We start from the raw sequence: 19,786 nt of genomic DNA, 5'->3' as shown, positions 1-19,786 counted from the left end.
CGGGCAGGTATGCCCGCGCCGACCCATGGATGTGCCTTGCCCAGGTTCAGTGTCATCGTCCCCGCGTACGAGGTTCAGGCGTACTTGAGCGAGTGCCTCGAATCCGTCCTCGGCCAGTCCTACCCCGATCTCGAGGTGGTCGCGGTCGACGACTGCTCGCCGGACGCCTGCGGCGCGCTCATCGACGAGTTCGCGGCCCGCGACGCCCGCGTCAACCCCGTCCACCTGCCGCACAACGCGGGCCTGGCGAGCGCCCGGGACGCGGGCCTCGATCGGGCGACCGGCGACTACCTGCTCTTCCTGGACGGCGCCGACACCCTCACCCCGGACGCGCTGCGCGCCGTCGCGGACCGGCTGAAGGAGACCTCGGAGCCGGACGTCCTGGTTTTCGGCCTCGCGCGCACGGACTGGTCGGGTGAGGCCGTCCGCGACCCGCTCGCCCAGCAGCAGCTGACGGAGGAGGGCCCGGCGCCCTTCCGTCTCGACGAGCGGCCGGGGCTGCTCTCGGTGCCGATGGTGGTGTGGAACAAGGCGTACCGCCGGGAGTTCGTCGAGCGCGAGGGCTTCGCCTTCCCGTCCGGCCACCACGGGCACACGCCGTGGACGTATCCGGTGCTGATGTCCGCCGAGTCGGTCGCCACCCTCGACCGGGTCTGCGTCCACTCCCGCGAACGCCGGCGGGGCAGCGTCCTCGACCCGGGCGGCGCAGGCCGGTTCGACGTCTTCGAGCAGTACGACCGTGTCTTCGCGTATGTCGACGCGCGCCCGGAGCTGGCTCACTGGCGCCCGGTCCTGTTCCGCCGCATGGCCGACCACCTGTCCGCGATGTCCGACGGACGCGGCCGGCTGCCGCGCGGCTCGCGCGCCGAGTTCCTGCGCAAGTCCCGCGCGCATTACCGCCGTTACCGCACAGCGGGCGCCAGGGTCCGCCTCGGCGTCCGGCTGCGGCACGCGCTGGTCCGCTTCAGCACCCACCGCGCCTACCGGCTCCTCGCCCTGGCGTCGAGCCTCAACAGGCGCGCTCTGAAGCTCGGTTCGAAGCTGTTCCGCCGGGTGCACAGCGCCACTCTGCGGCTCCACTACCGCGTCCAGCGCCGCCTTCCCCTGCGTGCCGACCGCGCTGTCTTCTCCAGCCACCGGGGCCGCGGCCACGGCTGCAACCCGGGCGCCCTGGAGTCCGCGTTCCGCACCCTGGCGCCGCACATCCGCACCTCGTGGATCGCGCGGCCCGAGTACCACCACACGATCCCGGCCTCGACGCGCCGGGTCCGCCCCGGTTCGGCCGCGTACTGGACGGCGCTCGCGCGCTCCAAGTACCTCGTGAACAACGTCGACTTCGACCGCGACCTGGTCAAGCGTCCCGGCCAGATCATGGTCCAGACACAGCACGGCACCCCGCTCAAGCACATGGGCCTCGACCTCCAGGACCGCCCTGCGGCGGCGCGCGGCACCGACTTCGCCGAGCTGCTGCGGAGCGCCGACCAGTGGGACTACTGCCTGTCGGCCAACCGCCACTCCACCCTGGTCTGGGAGCGCGTGTTCCCGGCCGCGTACACGACGCTGGAGTACGGCCTGCCGCGCAACGACGTGTTCCAGCAGGCGACTTCGGCGGACGTGAGCCGGATCCGCGAGTCGCTCGGCATCCCCGAGGGCACGGTCGCCGTCCTGTACGCGCCGACGTACCGCGACTACCGCCGCACCCAGCGGCACACCCTCGACCTGGAGCGCGTGCTGCGCAAACTCGGCCCGCGTTTCGTGGTGTTGACCCGCGCCCACCACTCCTACGACGCTCCCCTCACGCACGCTTCGGGCGGCCGTCTCATCGACGTCTCCGACCATCCGAGCGTCGAGTCCCTGTGTCTGGCCTCGGACGCGCTGGTCACCGACTACTCGTCCCTGATGTTCGACTACGCCAACCTCGACCGCCCGATCGTCGTCCACGCAGACGACTGGGAGGCGTACGAGGCGGCCCGCGGCACCTACTTCGACCTGCGCGCCTTCCCGCCGGGCGCGGTGGCGCGCAGCGAGGACGAGCTGGTCGACATCTTCGCGACGGGGCACTGGCGCGGCTCCCGCTCCACACAGTTGCGGGCCGCGTTCCGTGAGCGTTTCTGCCCGTACGACGACGGGCGCGCCGCCGAGCGGGTCGTACGCCGGGTCGTCCTGGGGGAGCGCGAGACGCCGGTCGTGCCGCTGACGGACCGGCATCCCGTCCCGTCGGCCGCGGCCGCCCGGCCTGCCTCGCCCCTCGCCACCGTGCCGCGGCCGGGTGGGCCCGTGCCGGTCCCCGTCACCGAGAACCTCTGAACCGGATCGCCCATGTCCTCCAGCGGGCCCACACCCAGTCGTCCCGTCACCCGGAGACCGGCGGGACGCCCCGGCCGTATGCGCGTCGGCTGACACAGGCGTCACTCGATGAGGTGACGGACGGCTAGGCGGTTGACGGTCGCGGGGATGCATGACGAATGCCCCGAGCCGCCGCCCAGCCCCGACCCGCCGCCCGGTGAGCGCCGACGTCCTCCTGCGGCGGACTGTGCGCGGCGCCACCGCCCTGCGCGGCGGTGCCTCCTGGCGCCCGACCCCCTACCAGGTCTTCGGCGGTCTGTTCTGGCTGGTGATGTCGCTCGCGTACTGGCGCGTTCCGCAGTGCTGCGACGCCGGCCAGCACGCGGCGGTCGTCGAACGGCTCAAGGCGAGCCTCCTCCATCCCCGCCACCCGACGGCGGACCTGCCGGGCGCGGGCAGCCCGTACTACTCGCCCTACGCCGTCGCCCAGGGAGCCTTCGCCCGGCTGACGGACCTGGGCGGCTGGGCGGTCCTGCGCCTGGCCGGCCCGCTGAACCTGCTGGTCCTGCTGACCGGCCTCGCCCGTTTCGTCCGCGTCCTGGCGCCGCGCCGACCGTGGGCGCCCGTACTCGCGCTGTTCTCGATGACCCTCCTGTGGGGCACCGAGAGCGCCTGGTGGAGCGGCTCCCTCGGGCTGCTGCCGATGACGGGGAACCTCGGCGATCCGTCGATGTCCGCCATCGGACTGGCCTTCTGGGCCTGGGCGTTGACGGGCATCCGGGCGGCTGAGGGCGGCGGCCCGGTCCGGTACGTCGGCCCGAGCGGGCTGCGCGGCTTCTCCGGGTACGCGGGGGTCGGCGCCCTGTACGGGCTGATCCTGCTCGTGCACCCGGTCACGGGCCTCGCCGCGGCCCTCGGCGCGGTGGCCGTCGTCGCGGGATGGCAGCGCCGGTGGCGGCCCGCCGTCGTGGGCAGATGGGCACTGACCGGCGGCACGGCGCTGCTGGTCGCGTGCTGCTGGCCGTACTTCGATGTGTTCGCGCTCGCCCGGTACCCGGGCTTCGACGCGACGCACGAGCGGCTGTACGAGGGGATGCCGGGCCACCTCTGGCTGGCTCTGGCCGGGCTGCCCGCGCTGTGGCTGCGGGCGCGCGGGTCGGTGCGGGATCCGCTCGTGCTCATGTTCGCGCTGGAGTGCGCGGCGGTGGCGTACGGCGGCTTCGGTGGGCACTACGCGTACGGCGGGATCCTGGGGGCGGCGCTGGTGCCCCCGCAGTTCGCGCTCGCGGTGGAACTGGCGGCGCCCCGGCCCTGGTCCGCCGGGCGGCGCCTGCTCGGGGCGGTGGCGGCCGCCGCGGCCTGCACCGGCTTCCTGGCCGTGCAGGCGGGGGCGGTCGTACCCCGTTCGCTGGACCCGGTCGGCTTCGAACAGCCGCCACGCGCGCCCACGTACGCCTGGGCGGCGCGGTACATCGGTCCCGGCGAGGCGGTCATCGCGGACGGCTACGACGCGGTCCACCTGATCGCGGGCCACGGCGTGGACCTCGCCGCGCCCGCCCTGCCCGACCCCGCCCTCGACGAGCGGGAACGGCAGCGGCGGCTCGCGGCGGTCCGCGCCTACCTCGCCCCGTCGTCGACCCGCGCCGAACGCACCGCCGTGGCCCGCCGCTACCACGTGCGCTGGCTGCTGCTGACACCCCGGCAACGGATGCCGGAGGAAGCCGTGGTGGTGGCGTGGAGCCGGGAGACGGGCGAGGTACTGGCGCGGGTGGACGGCAGTGCGCGTACCACTCGATCCACTTGACCCATGTGATCAACCGGACCCGCTCGGACTACTCGATGACGAGCTCGACCGGGATGTTGCCGCGGGTGGCATTCGAGTAGGGGCAGACCTGGTGGGCCTGCTCGACGAGCTTGCGGCCGGTGGCCTCGTCGACGGTGTCGGGCAGCTCGATGCGGAGCGTGACGGCCAGGCCGTAGCCCTGGCCCTGCTTGCCGATGCCGACCTCGCCGGTCACGGCGGCCTCGCTGACGTCGACCTTCGCGGCGCGGCCGACACCGGCGAGGGCGCTGGCGAAACAGGCGGCGTAACCGGCGGCGAAGAGCTGCTCGGGGTTGGTGCCCTTGCCGCTGCCGCCCATCTCCACCGGAATGCCGAGCTGAAGGTCGAGCTTGCCGTCGGAGCTGACGGCGCGGCCGTCGCGGCCGTGGGTGGCGGTGGCGACAGCGGTGTAGAGCGTGTCCATGCGGACCATCCCTCTCAAGTCAATGTCTTGGCGGGGCGACCGGTCCGGCCGCCTCACAGCCACAATTAGAGCACGCAATTCAATTGTGCACAACTAAATGACGGCCGAGCGCTATCCTGGAGTCATGACCGCCACGCCGACGCCGGCCCCGCCCCCGCGGGCCGCGAGCCCCCAGGCCCTGCCCGACGCGGAATTCCTGCGCCTGGACAACCAGATCTGCTTCTCCCTGAACGCCGCGTCGCGCGCCTTCGGCGGCCTCTACCGCGTGCTCCTCAAGGACCTCGGGCTCACCTACCCGCAGTACCTGGTGATGCTGGTGCTGTGGGAGCGGGGCGAACTGCCCGTGAAGAAGCTCGGCGAACACCTGCGGCTGGACTCCGGGACGCTGTCGCCGCTGCTGAAGCGGCTGGAGTCGGCCGGTCTCGTACGACGTGAGCGCAGCGCCCGCGACGAGCGGTCCGTGCGGGTCCACCTCACCGACGAGGGCGTCGCCCTGCGCGAGCGTGCGCTGCTCGTGCCGCGCCGGATCGCCGCCGCGACGGGCTCGGGCTTCGAGGAGATCCACGAGCTCCGGACCCGCCTCGACCGCCTGACGGCGGCACTGGACGCGGCGGCGCTGCAGGAGGCTCCTGGCTCCGGCTCGGACTAGTCGGCCGCCCAGTCCATGAACGGATGCGGTGGGCGACGTACGTAAAGCCGCAGGGTCACGCCCTTTCGTACGACCTCCTCGCGCGGTACGAACTCCTCCCCGACCACGGTGAGTTTGACCCGCTCGGTGGCGCTCCCGGGATACCAGGACGGCCGCAGCGCGAACGGCTCCGCGACCACCCACACCCGGTCGAGGCGGTCGAGCCGCCGCCGCAGCTCGACGGGGTCCGTCTCCTGCCCGTACAGGGTCCCGGACACCGGGCCCGGCTCCCTGAGCGCGATGTCGCGCACCCCACGGAAGCCGTTCGGATACGCCAACGCCGAGCGGCGCACGATCGAGGGCAGGAACAGCACCGGGTCCCCGGGCCGCAGTTCCCGCCCGGCGACCGCGGAGACGGCGGCGAGATTGTCCGGGCGGCGGTCGGGATGGCGGTCCTGCCGGATCGCGGGGAGCTGCCAGACGAAGACGAGGGCGATGGCGAGGACGCCGGTGAGGCTGTTGACGGCCGGCCTCGGCACCATCCCCACCAGGCGTTCCGCGCCGGCCGCGGCCAGCAGCGGCGCCCCGGCGAGGGCGTACAGCACATAGCGCTCGTCGTACAGCGGCCAGAAGCGGGACACACCCATCAGCACCGCGGGCGGGACGACCAGCAAGGGCAGGGCGACCGCCCCGAGCGTCAGTTCACCCCGTCGGCCGAGCGGGGGGCGCAGGGCCAGCGCGACGAGGACCAGGTACGGCAGGAGAACCAGCCGCGCCGGTCCCGCGAAGGCCCGCAGCAGCCGGTCCGCGCTGTCGAGCCCGGGCACCGACAGCCACGCGACCTGCGCGGACTGCCCCTCGGAGACGAGGGCGAGCGGCAGCAGGACCAGCACCACGGCACCGGCCGACAGCCCCCATCCCCGCCACACCCGCCGGGGCACCCGGGTGAGCGCCAGGGTCGCGGCGTGGGCGAGCAGCACCAGCACCGCGAACTCGTGCAGCAGGCAGGTGACGGCGACCGTCCCGCCGTACGCCCACCAGCTTCCCGTCCGCACGGCCCGCACCAGCAGCAGCGTGGCCCCGGCGACTCCGGCCGCGACCAGCGCGTACGACCGTCCCTCCTGCGCGAAGTGCCCGGCCATCGGCGTGACGGCGTACAGCAGGCCCGCCCAGAGGCCGACCCGTGGACGGCACAGGCGGACGCCCAGGGCGGCGACCAGACCCGCGGTCGCGGCGGCCCCGCAGACCGAGGGGAGCCGCAGGGCGACCTCACCGGGGTGCGGGGCGAGGACGACGTGCATGAGGAGGTAGTACAGGCCGTGCACCGCGTCCACGCTGTGCAGGAGCTGCCAGATCTGCGGGACCGAGCGCCGCGCGACCTGGAACGTGACGGCCTCGTCGCGCCACATGCCGCCGCGGTCGAGGCCCCAGAGCCCGATCGCGAACATGACCGTCGCAGGCAGGAGGACGGCCACGACCTCGGTCCGTCCGATTCCCGACCGCCTCGCCCATGAGCTCACCATGAGCAAGATCTTGTGCTATTAAACAACCTTTGAAGGGCATTGACGGCGTATCGGCCCTTTTGTCCCATCCATGCGGCTTACGATCCGGCCTTGATGAGCACCTCGCCGAAACACCTCCGCCTGTTCCTCCTCGCCGCCGCCTGGCTCGCCACCCGCGCCCTGATGCTGTGGCTGCTCGCCCACGACCACCTCCGCCCGCTCGGCCGGGGCGGCGTCTCCCGCGAGGTCAGCAACCTGTACTTCCGCTGGTACGGCGTGCTGTCCCACGGCGCCCTCCCGGCGGACGACCGGCTGTGGCAGTACCCGCCGGGCGCGGGACCGGTGCTGCTCGCGCCCGCGCTGCTGCCTGCCCTGACCTACTTCACGGCCTTCGTCGCCCTCACGCTCGCCACGGACGCCGTGATCGCGATCGCCCTCACGCGCGCGGGCACCCGCCCCGGCCGCACACTGCTCGGCGCGGCCCTGTGGACGGCGGCACTGCCACTCCTGCTTCACCTGCCGCTCGTGCGCTACGACGTCCAGGTCACCGCCTTCGCCGTCATCTCCCTGTTGACGTTGTCGCGCTCCACGCGCGCGTGCGGCGCGTTCGCGGCGCTGGGGGCGCTGGTGAAGGTCTGGCCCGCGCTGGCACTCATCGGCACCCCGAGAGGCCGTACGACGCGACAGGCCTGGACGTCGGCGGTGGTCACGGGGGCCGCCATGCTCATGCTGCTGGTCGCCGCGTTCAGCAATCCGTTCGACTTCCTGCGCCAGCAGGGCGGCCGGGGCGTGCAGATCGAGTCGCTCGGCGGCACCGTCCTCGGCTTCGCGCGGCACGCCGGGTGGCCGGGCACCGCGCGCTACCAGTACGGCGCGATGGAGTTCGTGGGCCCCTACGTCTCCGCCGTCGCGGCCCTCTCGCTCGCCCTCACCGTCGCCGCCTTCGGGCTCCTGCTGCTGTGGCGGGTGCGCGCGCGGCACTGGACAGCGGCGACTCCGTACGACGCGGCCCTCGCCGCCGTACTGCTGTTCACCGTGACGAGCCGGGTGATCAGCCCCCAGTACATGGTGTGGCTGCTCGGTCTGTCCGCCGTGTGCCTGACCTCGCGGCACACCACGCAGCGCCCGGTGGCGGCGCTGATCGTGGCGGCGACGGCGGTCAGCACGGTCGTGTATCCCGTCATGTACGGGGAGGTCATCCGCAGCACGTGGACGGGCTGTCTGCTGATGCTCGTACGCAACGGTCTGCTGGCGTCCGCGGCGGCGCTGTCCTTCACCCGGCTGTGGCGGTCGGGCCGGGTCGTGACGGGCTGGGTGACCTCGGGTGCCGCGGCCCGGGATCCGCTTCTCGTCCCCGCCGCCTCCCGGGCCGGCCGTCCGTGAGGTGACCGCCGTCGACGTCCGCCGTCGACGGCCACCCGGGTGCCTGATTCACTGATACGCGACCGAAGGACACGGGCCGGACCACGGGTTCACGGACCCGCCGGGTTCACCCGGCTCACCCGGCTCACTCACGAGGGGACGGCCGCGCATGACCTGGCTGATCACCGGCGGTGCCGGCTACATCGGGGCGCATGTCGTGCGCGCGATGCTCGACGCGGGCGAACGGGCCGTGGTCTACGACGACCTGTCCACGGGGATCGCGGAGCGGGTGCCCTCCGGTGTCCCGCTGGTGGCCGGCTCGACCCTGGACGCCGGACTCCTCGCCCGCACGATCGAGGACCACGCCGTCACCGGCGTCGTCCACCTGGCGGCGAAGAAGCAGGTCGGCGAGTCGGTGGAGCTTCCCCTGCACTACTACCGGGAGAACGTCGAGGGCCTGCGGGTGCTGCTGGAGGCGGTGACCGCCGCGTCCGTCCCGTCCTTCGTCCTCTCTTCCTCGGCGGCGGTGTACGGGATGCCCGATGTGGATCCGGTGACGGAGGAGACGCCGTGCGTGCCGATGAGCCCGTACGGCGAGACGAAGCTGGCGGGCGAGTGGCTGGTCCGCGCGACGGGCCGTGCCACCGGCCTGGCGACCGCGTCCCTGCGCTATTTCAACGTGGCGGGAGCGGCGACGCCCGAACTCGCCGACGTCGGCGTCTTCAACCTCGTCCCCATGGTCTTCGAGAAGCTCACGGAGAACGAGCCGCCGCGCGTCTTCGGCGACGACTACCCGACTCCTGACGGGACTTGTGTACGTGACTACATCCACGTGGTGGATCTGGCGGAGGCCCATGTGGCCGCGGCCCGCGCCCTCCAGGCGTCCCCGGGCAGGGATCTGACCCTCAACATCGGCCGCGGGGAAGGCGTTTCGGTCCGCGAGATGATCGGCCTCATCAACGCGGCCACCGGCTACGACCGCCCTCCGGTGACCGCCCCCCGCCGTCCAGGCGACCCGGCGCGCGTGGTGGCCTCGGCCGACCGCATCGCCGTGGAGCTGGGCTGGAAGGCGAAGTACGACGTCCAGGACATGATCACTTCGGCGTGGGCGGGATGGGTACGGCTGCATCCTGAGGCGGCCCGGGACTAGACACCCACCACCCGGCTGAAGAGCTGGGGGAAGGTGACGCCGGTCAGCTGCTCGGAGGCCGCCCACAGGCGGACGGCGGACTCCGCGTCGCTGGCCGCGGCCGACCGGCCGACGAGCGCGGGACCGCCGCGCATCTCGGCGAACCCGTCCGGTCCGACGTAACTGGCGCCGGGCAGGTCCTGGGTGGCGGCGTACAGCGTGGGCAGGGCGCCGGCCGTGTTGTCCTGGGCGATGAGGCGGTTGCCCACCGCCATGAAGACCCGTCGCGCGAGGCTGGCGTCGTGGCCCTGGAGGTTGGTGGCGGCCCAGCCGGGGTGCGCGGCGAGGGCCCGTACGGACGATCCCTCGGCGGCCAGCCGGCTCTGCAGCTCCAGGGTGAACAGCAGGTTGGCGAGCTTGGACTGGCTGTAGGCGGCCGTGGGTGAGTACGCGCCGGTCATGTTCAGGTTGTCGAAGCGGATGTGCGTACCGCGGGGGATCCGGTGGGCGCCCGACGACACGGTGACGACGCGGTCGGTGACGTACGGCAGCAGCAGGTTCGTCAGGGCGAAGTGCCCCAGGTGATTGGTCCCGAACTGCATCTCGAAGCCGTCCTTGGTGCTGGCCTCAGGGATGTTCATGACGCCCGCGTTGTTGATCAGCAGGTCCAGGGGGCCCTGCCAGGACTCGGCGAACGCGCGCACGGAAGAGAGGTCCGCGAGGTCGAGGCGGCGCACCTCCACGGTGCCTGCGACGCCCTGGACGGTACGGGCGGCGGCCTCGCCACGCTCCAGGTCGCGCACGGCGAGCACGACGTGCGCGCCCGCCCGGGCCAGGGCGTCGACGGTGGCGATACCGAGCCCGCTGTTGGCACCGGTCACGACGGCGGTACGGCCGCTCTGGTCGACGAGGTCGCTTGCGTTCCAGTTCTGCTTGGTAGCCATGAACACGAATGTAGGCGTCGACAACAATGCTGTCAACGCCAACAATGCTGTCGTTGCCAACAAAGATGACAGCGTCAACAAAGGTGGCGGCGTCAACAATGTAGCCAGCGGACACATGGCCACTACACTGACAGGCATGCAGACTCGCCAGACACGTCGCTACCACCACGGAGACCTGCGCGCCGCGCTGCTGACCCGCGCCGAGGAGACGCTCAGGGAGAAGGGCCCGGCCGCCCTGTCCCTGCGCGAACTGGCCCGCGACCTGGGCGTCAGCCACGCCGCGCCGAGCCGTCACTTCAAGGACAAGCAGGCGCTGCTCGACGCGCTGGGCCAGGTCGGTTTCGAACGCCTCGGCGAGACACTGACCGCGTCACAGGAGGCGGTGGGCGAGCCCTTCGCCGACCGCCTGGGCGCCCTGGCCCGCGCCTACGTCGGCTTCGCCACCGGCAACGCGGAACTCCTCGACCTCATGTTCTCGATCAAGCACGACCCCGAGGCCTCCGAGGCCCTGGTCCGCGCCTCCCGGAACATGTCGACCCTCGCCATCCGCCTCATCGGCGAGGGCCAGCGTCGCGGCGAGGTCCGCCCGGGCCCCGTCGACAGCATCGCCCTCCCCCTCTTCACCACCCTCCACGGCTTCGCCAGCATCGCCGCCAGCGGCCCCCTCCCCTCCCAGACCCCGGACACGGACCTGGAGAACGTCATCGCCTTCACCCTCCGAGGCTGCGCCCCGGACACCCCCGCACGGGACGACCAGTCCCGTACGCCTCCCCGATGACCGCCCGCCGTCCCTAACATCGACCCATGGCAGCCGAGACGACAGGATCAGCCGACGGAACGACGACTGCGGCGTACGACCAACATGCCGACTGGTACAACGACTTCATGTCGGCGGACGGCCCCGGTGGGTACATCCGGCGGGTGCACGGGGCGCTCGAAGGGCTGATGGAGCCGGGCGAGGGGGCGTGCCTGGACGTGTGCTGCGGAACGGGCGCCCATGCGCCCGTGCCGGCCGGGCTGGGGTGGGCGCCGGTGGGTGTGGATCTGTCGGGCGGTCAACTCCGGCACGCGGCGGGCCGGTTGCCGGTGGCTCAGGCGGACGCCACGGCGTTGCCGTTCGCGGACGCCTCGCTGCCCGCCGCCGTCTGCGTGCTGGCGCACACGGACCTGCCGGACTACGCGGCCGTCCTCCGCGAGATCGCCCGTGTGCTGCGTCCCGGCGGCCGGTTCACGCACCTGGGCGTACACCCCTGCTACATCGGGGCGTTCGCGGACTGGAGCGACCGGCCGAGGATCGTCGTCGACGACCGGTACGCCGACCACTCCCACACCTTCGACACGTGGAGCCCCGGAGGAGTCCGCGCCCGGGTCGGCGCCTGGCACCTCCCGCTCGCGGATCTCCTCAACGCGACCACGGCAGCGGGTCTGCGCCTGGTACGCACCGCCGAAACGGGCCCCGGCGGCATCCCGGACCTGTTCGGTTTCCTCGCCGTGAAGGCCTGAGCGGGCAGGACCAGGGCCACGGCGCCGGTCCTCACAACGCCTTGAGCGCCGCCGCCGTGGCACGGGCCAGACCGGCCAGATAGCCCTTGGGCAGCTTGGGGCCGCGCACCACGACCGCCCGCCAGTACAGCGGCCCGGACATCAGGTCGAGCGCGAGATCCAGGCTGATTCCCTCCCGGACCTCGCCCCGCGCGGCCGCCGCCGCGACGATCCCGTGCGCGACACCCTGCTGACCCTCGCGCAGCGCCTTCTGCATGGCGTCGGCGATCTCGGGGTTGCGGGCCGCCTCGGCCTGGAGGTCGGGGATGATCTGGCCGGCCACGGGGTGGCGCAGGGCGCGGGAGGTGACCTCGTACAGCAGCCGCAGGTCGCCCTCCAGGGAGCCCGTGTCCGGCGCGGGCAGTCCCTGGACCGCGACGGCCGAGACCAGGTCGAGCACGAGGTGGAGCTTCGAACGCCAGCGCCGGTACACCGCCGTCTTGCCCACGCCCGCGCGGCGGGCGACGCCCTCGATGGACATACGGGCGTATCCGGCGGAGGCGAGTTCCTCGAAGACGGCGGCGCGGATGGCTTCGGTCACATCCTCCCGGAGGACGGCCGCGCCCGCGGGAGCCCGCCGTCGCGGCGGCTTCCCCGCGACGGCACCGGTTCCCGCGCCGGTCCCGGCCCCGGCCCGGGTCACGGCGCCGGTCGCGGTCCCGGTGGCGTCGGCGTTCGTCGTCATGCTTTCCAGCATAGGGCGTGACGACGAAACGGTTGCGTTCCGACGTCGAAAAGGCCTACTCTCACGTTGCGACGATACGGTCCCGTCCCGACGTAAGAAGACGGCAAAGACGACGTAAGAACCAGGTCAAGGACGACGGACCCGACCGCCCCGCACCCCACCCCCCGAGCGAAAGCAGCGGATGTGAGCCAGGTCCTCGACACACCGCCCCCGGTGTCGGCCTCCCCTGCCGACAAGACAGCCGGTCACCCCGCCGACGACAGCGCCGAGGCGCTCGCCGCCCGGTACGGGCTCACCGTCAGCGGTGCCCGCCCCACCCTGCCCGAGTACATCCGCCAGCTGTGGGCGCGGCGCCACTTCATCACCGCCTTCGCCACCGCCAGGCTCACCGCCCAGTACAGCCAGGCGAAACTCGGCCAGATCTGGCAGGTGGCGACCCCGCTGCTGAACGCGGCGGTCTACTACTTCATCTTCGGCGTCCTGATGGGCACCAGCAGGGGCATCCCCGACTACATCCCGTTCCTGGTCACCGGCGTCTTCGTGTGGACCTTCACACAGAGTTCGATCATGTCGGGCACCAAGGCCATCTCCGGCAGCATCGGGCTCGTCCGGGCCCTGCACTTCCCGCGGGCCGCGCTTCCGGTGTCGTACTGCCTCCAGCAGCTCCAGCAGCTGATGTTCTCGATGTGCGCGCTGGTCGTGATCCTGCTCGCCTTCGGAGTGCCGGTCAGCACGTCCTGGCTGCTGATCATCCCCGCCCTCACACTCCAGTTCGTCTTCAACGCGGGCGTCGCGATGATCATGGCGCGGATGGGTGCGAAGTTCCCGGACATCTCGCAGCTCATGCCGTTCCTGCTGCGCACCTGGATGTACATCTCGGGCGTCATGTGGAGCATCGAGAAGCTCCTGAAGCACCAGGACCTGCCCCACTGGGTCCTGGTCGCGCTCCAGTCCAACCCCGCCGCCGTCTACATCGACCTGATGCGGTTCTCGCTGATCGACAGCTTCCACGCCGGCCAGCTGCCGCCGCACGTGTGGGCGGTCGCGACGGGCTGGTCGCTGCTCGCCGGCGTAGGCGGATTCCTGTACTTCTGGAAGGCTGAGGAGACGTACGGCCGTGGCTGACATCATCACGAAGAGCACCCCCAAGAGCGGCGCCCCCGTCGAGACGCCCCTCGGCACCGCCGAGGTCGTCGACACCACCGACGCCTCCGGCGAGCTCATCCCCACCGTCATCGTCGACGGCGTCGACATCGTCTACCGCGTCAACGGCACCGGCGGCGGCCGCGGTTCCGCCACCGCCGCGCTCAACCGCATGCTGCGCCGCGGCAAGACCGAGAAGGCCTCCGGCGTCCGCAAGGTGCACGCCGTCAAGAACGTCTCCTTCACGGCGTACCGCGGCGAGGCCATCGGCCTGATCGGCACCAACGGCTCGGGCAAGTCCACGCTGCTCAAGGCGTGCGCGGGCCTCCTCCCGGTGGAGAACGGCAAGATCTACACCGACGGCCAGCCCTCGCTTCTCGGCGTCAACGCGGCGCTGATGGGCGACCTCACCGGCGAGCGCAACGTCTACCTCGGCGGCCTCGCGATGGGCATGTCCAAGGAACAGGTGCGCGAGCGCTACCAGGAGATCGTCGACTTCTCCGGCATCAACGAGAAGGGCGACTTCATCACGCTGCCGATGCGGACGTACTCCTCCGGCATGTCGGCCCGTCTCCGGTTCTCCATCGCCGCCGCCAAGGACCACGACGTCCTGATGATCGACGAGGCCCTCGCGACGGGCGACCGCTCCTTCCAGAAGCGCTCCGAGGCCCGCATCCGGGAGCTGCGCAAGACCGCGGGCACCGTCTTCCTGGTGAGCCACAACAACAAGTCGATCCGGGACACCTGCGACCGGGTGCTGTGGCTGGAGCGCGGCGAGCTGCGTCTTGACGGCCCGACCGAGGAAGTCCTCAAGGAGTACGAGAAGTTCACGGGGAAGTAGAGCCCGGCCGGAACAAAGGGGGCGCCCCAGCCATCACGGCTGGGGCGCCCCCTTCGGTGTACCGCCTGGGACCCGTACGCGGTCCGCGTCGGACCAGTGACGACGCGGACCGCGTACGGCTATGAATGCGTCCGGAGCAGCGTTCGCATGGTCCGCATGGCCACCGACAGATTCGCCAGGTCGAACGAGTCCGAGCTGCGGATCTCCTCCAGGGTCGTGCGGGCCCGGCCGAGGATCGCCGTGTTCTTCTCCTCCCAGGCCTTGAAGCGCTGCTCGGGAGTCGAGGTGCCGTTGCCCACCGTCAGTACGTCGGCGGTGAGGGCCGCGTGGGCCGCGTACAGGTCCTCGCGGATGGAGGCGCGGGCCATGGACTGCCAGCGGTCGGCGCGCGGGAGCTCGATGATGCGGTCCATCAGCTGGGTGATGCCGAGACGGTCGGCGAGGTCGTAGTAGACCTCGGCGACGGCCATCGGGTCCTTGCCGGTGCGGTCGGCCACCGCGACGATGTCCAGAGTCGGGAAGGCCGAGGAGAATCCGGCCACCCGGGTGGCGAGTTCGTCCGGGACGCCGGCGCCCGTCAGCTCGTCGTGGATCTGCTGGTACCACTCCGAGTCCGCGCCGCGCAGCAGCTTGGGCAGCTGGGACCAGACCTGCTCGACCCCGTCGCTGAAGAAGTCGATCGTCTCGGCGAGTTGGAGCGGCTGCGGCCGGTTGTTGAGCAGCCAGCGCGTGGCGCGTTCGACGAGCCGGCGGGAGTGCAGCCGGATCCGGGTCTGGACGTCGGCGGCGACGACGTTGTCGAGCGACTCCACCACGTCCCACACCTGGCTCGACTCGAAGATCGCACGCGCCGCGGTCTGCGCCCGGACGATCTCCTCCAGCGAAGCGCCGGTCTCCTCGCGCAGGCGGTGCAGGAAGCTCGTACCGCCGGTGTTGACCGTGTCGTTGACGAGAACGGTCGTCACGATCTCGCGGCGCAGCGCGTGCGCGTCGATCTGCTCGCGGAACTTCTCGCGCAACGCGGTCGGGAAGTACGCGTGCAACAGCCGCTGGAGGTACGGGTCGTCGGGCAGCGAGGTGGCGAGCAGCGCGTCGGAGACCGTGATCTTCGTGTAGGCGAGGAGGACGGCCGTCTCCGGACCGGTCAGCCCCTGCCCGGAGTTGAGCCGCTCGCGGATCTGCCGGTCGGTGGGCAGGAACTCCAGGGCGCGGTCGAGGTGGCCCTCCCTGACCAGGTGGCGCATGAAGCGCTGCTGGGCGTGGAGCATGTCGGGTGACTGGGCAAGCGCGTTGGAGATCGCCACGTTCTGCGCGTAGTTGTTGCGCAGGACCAGGGTGCCGACCTCGTCGGTCATCTCGGCGAGCAGCTTGTTGCGCTGCTTGACGGTCTGGTCGCCGTTGGCCACCACCGCGTTGAGCAGGATCTTGATGTTCACCTCGTGGTCGGAGGTGTCCACGCCCGCGCTGTTGTCGATGGCATCGGTGTTGATCCTGCCGCCGTGCTGTGCGAACTCGATGCGGCCGAGCTGGGTGAGCCCCAGGTTGCCGCCCTCGCCGACGACCTTGACGCGCAGGTCGGCGCCGTCCACGCGGATCGCGTCGTTGGCCTTGTCGCCGACGTCCGCGTGCGTCTCGGTGGACGCCTTCACATACGTACCGATGCCGCCGTTCCACAGCAGGTCGACGGGTGCCTGGAGGATCGCCCTCATCAGGTCGGCCGGGGTCATCTTGGCGACGCCGGACTCGATGCCGAGGGCCTCGCGGATGTGCGCGTTGATCGGGATGGCCTTGGCGGTACGCGGGAAGATGCCGCCGCCGGACGAGATCAGCGCGCTGTCGTAGTCGGCCCACGAGGAGCGCGGCAGCTCGAAGAGACGGCGGCGCTCGGCGTACGACGTCTCGGCGGCCGGCTTCGGGTCGATGAAGATGTGCCGGTGGTCGAAGGCGGCGACCAGCCGGATGTGCTCGCTGAGCAGCATGCCGTTGCCGAACACGTCACCGGACATGTCGCCGACGCCGACCACCGTGAAGTCCTGCGTCTGGGTGTTCACGCCCAGCTCCCGGAAGTGCCGCTTCACGGACTCCCAGGCACCGCGCGCGGTGATGCCCATCTTCTTGTGGTCGTACCCGGCGGAGCCGCCGGAGGCGAAGGCGTCGCCGAGCCAGAAGTTGTAGCTCTCGGCGACCCCGTTGGCGATGTCCGAGAAGGTCGCGGTGCCCTTGTCGGCGGCGACGACGAGATAGGTGTCGTCCTCGTCGTGCCGTACGACGTCCACGGGCGGGACGACCTCGCCGGCCACCATGTTGTCGGTGATGTCGAGCAGCGCGGAGATGAAGGTCTTGTAGCTCCTGATCCCCTCGGCGAGCCACGCGTCGCGGTCCACGGACGGGTCGGGCAGCTGCTTGGCGACGAATCCGCCCTTGGCGCCGACGGGCACGATGACGGTGTTCTTCACCATCTGCGCCTTGACCAGCCCGAGGATCTCTGTCCGGAAGTCTTCCTTCCGGTCGGACCAGCGCAGCCCGCCACGTGCCACCTTGCCGAACCGCAGGTGAACACCCTCGACGCGCGGTGAGTACACCCAGATCTCGTACGCCGGTCGCGGCGCCGGCAGGTCCGGGATGGCCTGCGGGTCGAACTTCATGGAGACGTACTCGTGGGGCTTCGCGCCCAGCGCCTCCTGGAAGAAGTTCGTCCGCAGCGTCGCCTTGATGACGGTGAGGAAGGAGCGCAGGATCCGGTCCTCGTCCAGGCTGGCGACCTGGTCGAGCGCGGCGTCCAGCTCCTCCATCAGCGCGTCGGTCAGCTCGACACCGGCGCTCTGGCGGTCCGGCGACATCCGCGCCTCGAAGAGGGAGACGAGCAGCCGGGTGGTGTGGACGTTGTTGCGGAGGGTGTCCTCCATGTAGTCCTGGCTGAAGGTGGAGCCCGCCTGGCGCAGGTACTTGGCGTACGCGCGCAGCACCATCGCCTGACGCCAGGTGAGCCCGGCGCTCAGCACCAGCGCGTTGAAGCCGTCGTTCTCGGCCGCGCCTGTCCAGGTGGCGGCGAAGGCCTGCTGGAACCGCTCGCGGCCGTCCTCGCCGAGGGAATCCCCGTTGCCGTTCAGCGACTTGGGCAGCCGCAGGCCGAAGTCGTAGATCCAGGCGGTCGTACGGTCCGAGCAGCGCAGCTCGTACGGACGCTCGTCGGTGACCTCGACACCCATGCGGTTGATCGCGGGCAGGACCGCGGAGAGCGAGACCTGCTCACCGGTGCGGTAGATCTTGAAGCGGCGCTCGCCGGGGCCCGCGCCGACCGGCTCGTACAGGCTGAGCGCGAAGTCCTTGGTGTCGTCCTTGGCCAGCGCTTCGAGGTGGACCAGGTCGGCGACGGCGGCGCGCGGGTTGTGGTCGGCCTTGTATCCCTCGGGGAACGCTCCCCCGTACCGGCGCAGCAGTTCGGCGGCGCGCTCCTCGCCGCACTCGGCGGTCAGCGCCTCCCCGAATCCGTCGGCCCACGAGCGGGCGGCCTCGACGAGCCGCGCCTCGATGCGCTCCTTGTCGGAGTCGGACAGCTGCGGCAGTTCGGTGCCCTGCTCGACCCGGACCACGAAGTGCAGCCGGGACAGGATCGACTCGGTGTTCCAGGCCGTGAAGTCGACGCTGGTGCCGTTCAGCTCTTCCTTGAGGATGTCGATGATCCGCAGGCGCACGCCGGTGGTGTAGCGGTCGCGCGGGAGGTAGACGAGTGCGGAGTAGTAACGCCCGTACTCGTCCTGACGCAGGTACAGCCGCAGCCGGCGGCGCTCCTGGAGGTACAGGACGGAGGTGACGATGGACCGCAGCTCGTCCGCCGGGGTCTGGAACAGCTCGTCGCGGGGGTAGGTCTCCAGGATCTGGAGCAGGTCGCGCCCGTCGTGGCTGTTGGGCGAGAACCCGGCACCGCGCAGGACTTCCTCGACCTTGCGGCGCACCACGGGAACCCGCCGCACCGACTCGGTGTACGCGGCGGAGGAGAAGAGTCCGAGGAAGCGCCGCTCGCCGATCACGTTGCCGTCGGCGTCGAACCTCTTCACACCGACATAGTCGAGGTACGACGGCCGGTGCACGGTGGACCGGCTGTTGGCCTTGGTCAGCACCAGCAGCCTGTGCTCGCGGGCCTTGGCGCGGGCGTCCGCGGGGAGCCGCTCGAAGGACGGGCTGACCGGGTGGCTGTCCTCGCCGCTGTGCTGCGGGTCGGAGCGCAGGATGCCGAGGCCGGTGCCGGCCACGGCGACGAGGGCGTCGTCGTCCCGCAGTTCGTACTCCCGGTATCCCAGGAAGGTGAAGTGGTCGTCCGCGAGCCAGCGCAGCAGCTCGCGTGCCTCGTCGACCTCCAGGGCGCGCAGGTCGTCGGCGGTCGGCTCCTCGGGCAGCTCCGCCGCGATGCGCAGCGCGGCGTCGCGCATCTTCTCCCAGTCCTCGACGGTCTCGCGGACGTCGGAGAGTACGCGCAGCAGGTCGGCGGTCATCTGCTTCAGATCCGCGCGGTCGGTCTCGCGGTCGACCTCGACGTGGATCCACGACTCGACGGCGGCGTCGTGCGGAAGGTCGCCGGTGGGCCGCGTCGGCAGGACCTCGACGAGCTTGCCGGTGACGTCGCGCCGTACGACGACCTGGGGGTGGATGACGAGGTGGATACCGCGCGCCTGGCGGGAGAGCTCGTTGGTGACCGAGTCGACGAGGAAGGGCATGTCGTCGGTCACGACCTCGACGACGGAGTGGCTGGAGGTCCAGCCGTTCTCCTCGACGGTCGGGGTGTGGACCCGGACGTTGGCCGTGCCCTGGGGGCGGTTCTCGGCCAGTCGGTAGTGCGAGAAGGCGGCTCCGAAGATGTCGACCGGATCGCGGTCGGTCAGGTCCTCCGCTGCGGTGTGCAGGTAGTAGCGCTGGAGGAACGCGAACACGGTGTCCCGGTCAGGGGTGTCCTCGCCCGTCGTCCCAGTCGGTAGGTGCCCCCCGACCGGGCTGTTCTCAGCTACCCGGGCAGCCCGTTCGAGCAGCTCGGCCTTGGCTTCGTCCAGCTTGGTCTGCATTGTCCTCTGGCTCCTGTCGCGCGCCATTGCGTGACGTAGAAGGAAATACGGTCTCTTCTCCGACGTAACGCCGTGACGCGGGGTGTCCGGTCTGGTCCGACGCTATGCCGCATGGAGAGATGAGCGGGGGGTTATCGGCCATTCTCGGCACCCGCGGCGACTGTGACGCTGCTCTCGGCGGCGCCGACGCCTCGGATGCTCCAGGCCCTGTCCCGGGTGCTCTCGGCACTCCGGATGTCGCTCCGGGGCTCCGTGCCGCCCTTGGCTCCCCGACCCGCCCGCGAAGATCAACGACCGCCGCCCGGTCACGGATGTCGTCCGTGCTGTCCGGGCGCGGGGCAGGGGCGTCAAGGCCCCCGCGAGATATCGCGCTGATCACGCCACCAGGCTATCGCTCCCCACCCGGGAATCGTCATGAGCC

At 71.3% G+C, this 19,786-nt stretch carries 14 protein-coding genes; 9 read left to right on the top strand and 5 right to left on the bottom strand.

The genetic code is table 11. The features are described 5' to 3' along the window. The first annotated feature begins 36 nt into the window (after window positions 1-36). Window positions 37-2,307: a CDP-glycerol glycerophosphotransferase family protein gene (locus ACIBLC_RS37480; protein ID WP_399215927.1), complete on the top strand. Its 2,271-nt coding sequence runs from the start codon at window positions 37-39 to the stop codon at window positions 2,305-2,307. A gap of 196 nt (window positions 2,308-2,503) precedes the next feature. Then, window positions 2,504-4,090: a hypothetical protein gene (locus ACIBLC_RS37475; RefSeq protein WP_399215926.1), complete on the top strand. Its 1,587-nt coding sequence runs from the start codon at window positions 2,504-2,506 to the stop codon at window positions 4,088-4,090. A gap of 28 nt (window positions 4,091-4,118) precedes the next feature. Here ACIBLC_RS37475 and ACIBLC_RS37470 read toward each other — a convergent pair whose 3' ends face one another. After that, window positions 4,119-4,532 (bottom strand): organic hydroperoxide resistance protein, encoded by a 414-nt coding sequence (locus ACIBLC_RS37470; RefSeq protein ID WP_399215925.1) that lies wholly within the window; start codon window positions 4,530-4,532, stop codon window positions 4,119-4,121. Between the two features lie 124 nt (window positions 4,533-4,656). On the opposite strand from ACIBLC_RS37470, the gene ACIBLC_RS37465 reads away from it, so the two are divergent. Continuing rightward, window positions 4,657-5,181 carry a MarR family winged helix-turn-helix transcriptional regulator gene (locus ACIBLC_RS37465; protein ID WP_399215924.1) on the top strand — a complete coding sequence of 175 codons (525 nt, stop codon included), beginning with the start codon at window positions 4,657-4,659 and terminating at the stop codon, window positions 5,179-5,181. Here ACIBLC_RS37465 and ACIBLC_RS37460 read toward each other — a convergent pair. Then, window positions 5,178-6,683, bottom strand: coding sequence for a hypothetical protein (locus ACIBLC_RS37460; protein ID WP_399215923.1), 1,506 nt, complete (start codon window positions 6,681-6,683; stop codon window positions 5,178-5,180). The two genes, ACIBLC_RS37465 and ACIBLC_RS37460, sit on opposite strands and share 4 nt — an antisense overlap. A 93-nt stretch (window positions 6,684-6,776) precedes the next feature. Here ACIBLC_RS37460 and ACIBLC_RS37455 point away from each other — a divergent pair, with 93 nt between their 5' ends. Both ACIBLC_RS37455 and galE read left to right on the top strand, forming a co-directional pair. Next, entirely contained in the window at window positions 6,777-8,045 is a 1,269-nt protein-coding gene (locus ACIBLC_RS37455) for a glycosyltransferase 87 family protein (RefSeq protein WP_399215922.1), read from the top strand. A 148-nt stretch (window positions 8,046-8,193) separates the two neighbouring features. Beyond that, window positions 8,194-9,174, top strand: coding sequence for a UDP-glucose 4-epimerase GalE (galE, locus tag ACIBLC_RS37450; RefSeq protein ID WP_399215921.1), 981 nt, complete (start codon window positions 8,194-8,196; stop codon window positions 9,172-9,174). Here galE and ACIBLC_RS37445 read toward each other — a convergent pair. Further along, on the bottom strand, window positions 9,171-10,097 hold the full coding sequence (locus ACIBLC_RS37445) for an oxidoreductase (RefSeq protein ID WP_399215920.1): 927 nt from the start codon (window positions 10,095-10,097) through the stop codon (window positions 9,171-9,173). The two genes, galE and ACIBLC_RS37445, sit on opposite strands and share 4 nt — an antisense overlap. A 136-nt stretch (window positions 10,098-10,233) precedes the next feature. Here ACIBLC_RS37445 and ACIBLC_RS37440 point away from each other — a divergent pair, with 136 nt between their 5' ends. Continuing rightward, on the top strand, window positions 10,234-10,875 hold the full coding sequence (locus ACIBLC_RS37440) for a TetR/AcrR family transcriptional regulator (protein ID WP_399215919.1): 642 nt from the start codon (window positions 10,234-10,236) through the stop codon (window positions 10,873-10,875). A 26-nt stretch (window positions 10,876-10,901) separates the two neighbouring features. Further along, a complete protein-coding gene (locus tag ACIBLC_RS37435; protein ID WP_399215918.1) occupies window positions 10,902-11,600 on the top strand; it encodes a class I SAM-dependent methyltransferase in 699 nt (232 codons plus the stop codon). A 31-nt stretch (window positions 11,601-11,631) separates the two neighbouring features. Here ACIBLC_RS37435 and ACIBLC_RS37430 read toward each other — a convergent pair whose 3' ends face one another. Further along, entirely contained in the window at window positions 11,632-12,336 is a 705-nt protein-coding gene (locus ACIBLC_RS37430; protein ID WP_399215917.1) for a TetR/AcrR family transcriptional regulator, read from the bottom strand. Between the two features lie 171 nt (window positions 12,337-12,507). Between ACIBLC_RS37430 and ACIBLC_RS37425 the strand changes: the two genes are divergently transcribed. Further along, window positions 12,508-13,449: an ABC transporter permease gene (locus ACIBLC_RS37425; RefSeq protein WP_399215916.1), complete on the top strand. Its 942-nt coding sequence runs from the start codon at window positions 12,508-12,510 to the stop codon at window positions 13,447-13,449. A 97-nt stretch (window positions 13,450-13,546) separates the two neighbouring features. Beyond that, window positions 13,547-14,308 (top strand): ABC transporter ATP-binding protein, encoded by a 762-nt coding sequence (locus tag ACIBLC_RS37420; RefSeq protein ID WP_399215957.1) that lies wholly within the window; start codon window positions 13,547-13,549, stop codon window positions 14,306-14,308. Window positions 14,309-14,427: 119 nt separating this feature from the next. On the opposite strand, the gene ACIBLC_RS37415 is transcribed toward ACIBLC_RS37420, so the two are convergent. Then, a complete protein-coding gene (locus ACIBLC_RS37415) occupies window positions 14,428-19,365 on the bottom strand; it encodes an NAD-glutamate dehydrogenase (protein ID WP_399215915.1) in 4,938 nt (1,645 codons plus the stop codon). Window positions 19,366-19,786 lie beyond the last annotated feature (421 nt).

This window comes from Streptomyces sp. NPDC050535 (genome assembly GCF_044457665.1).
In the GTDB taxonomy this organism is placed as follows: domain Bacteria; phylum Actinomycetota; class Actinomycetes; order Streptomycetales; family Streptomycetaceae; genus Streptomyces.
This window is presented reverse-complemented; position numbering and strand designations above follow the sequence as displayed.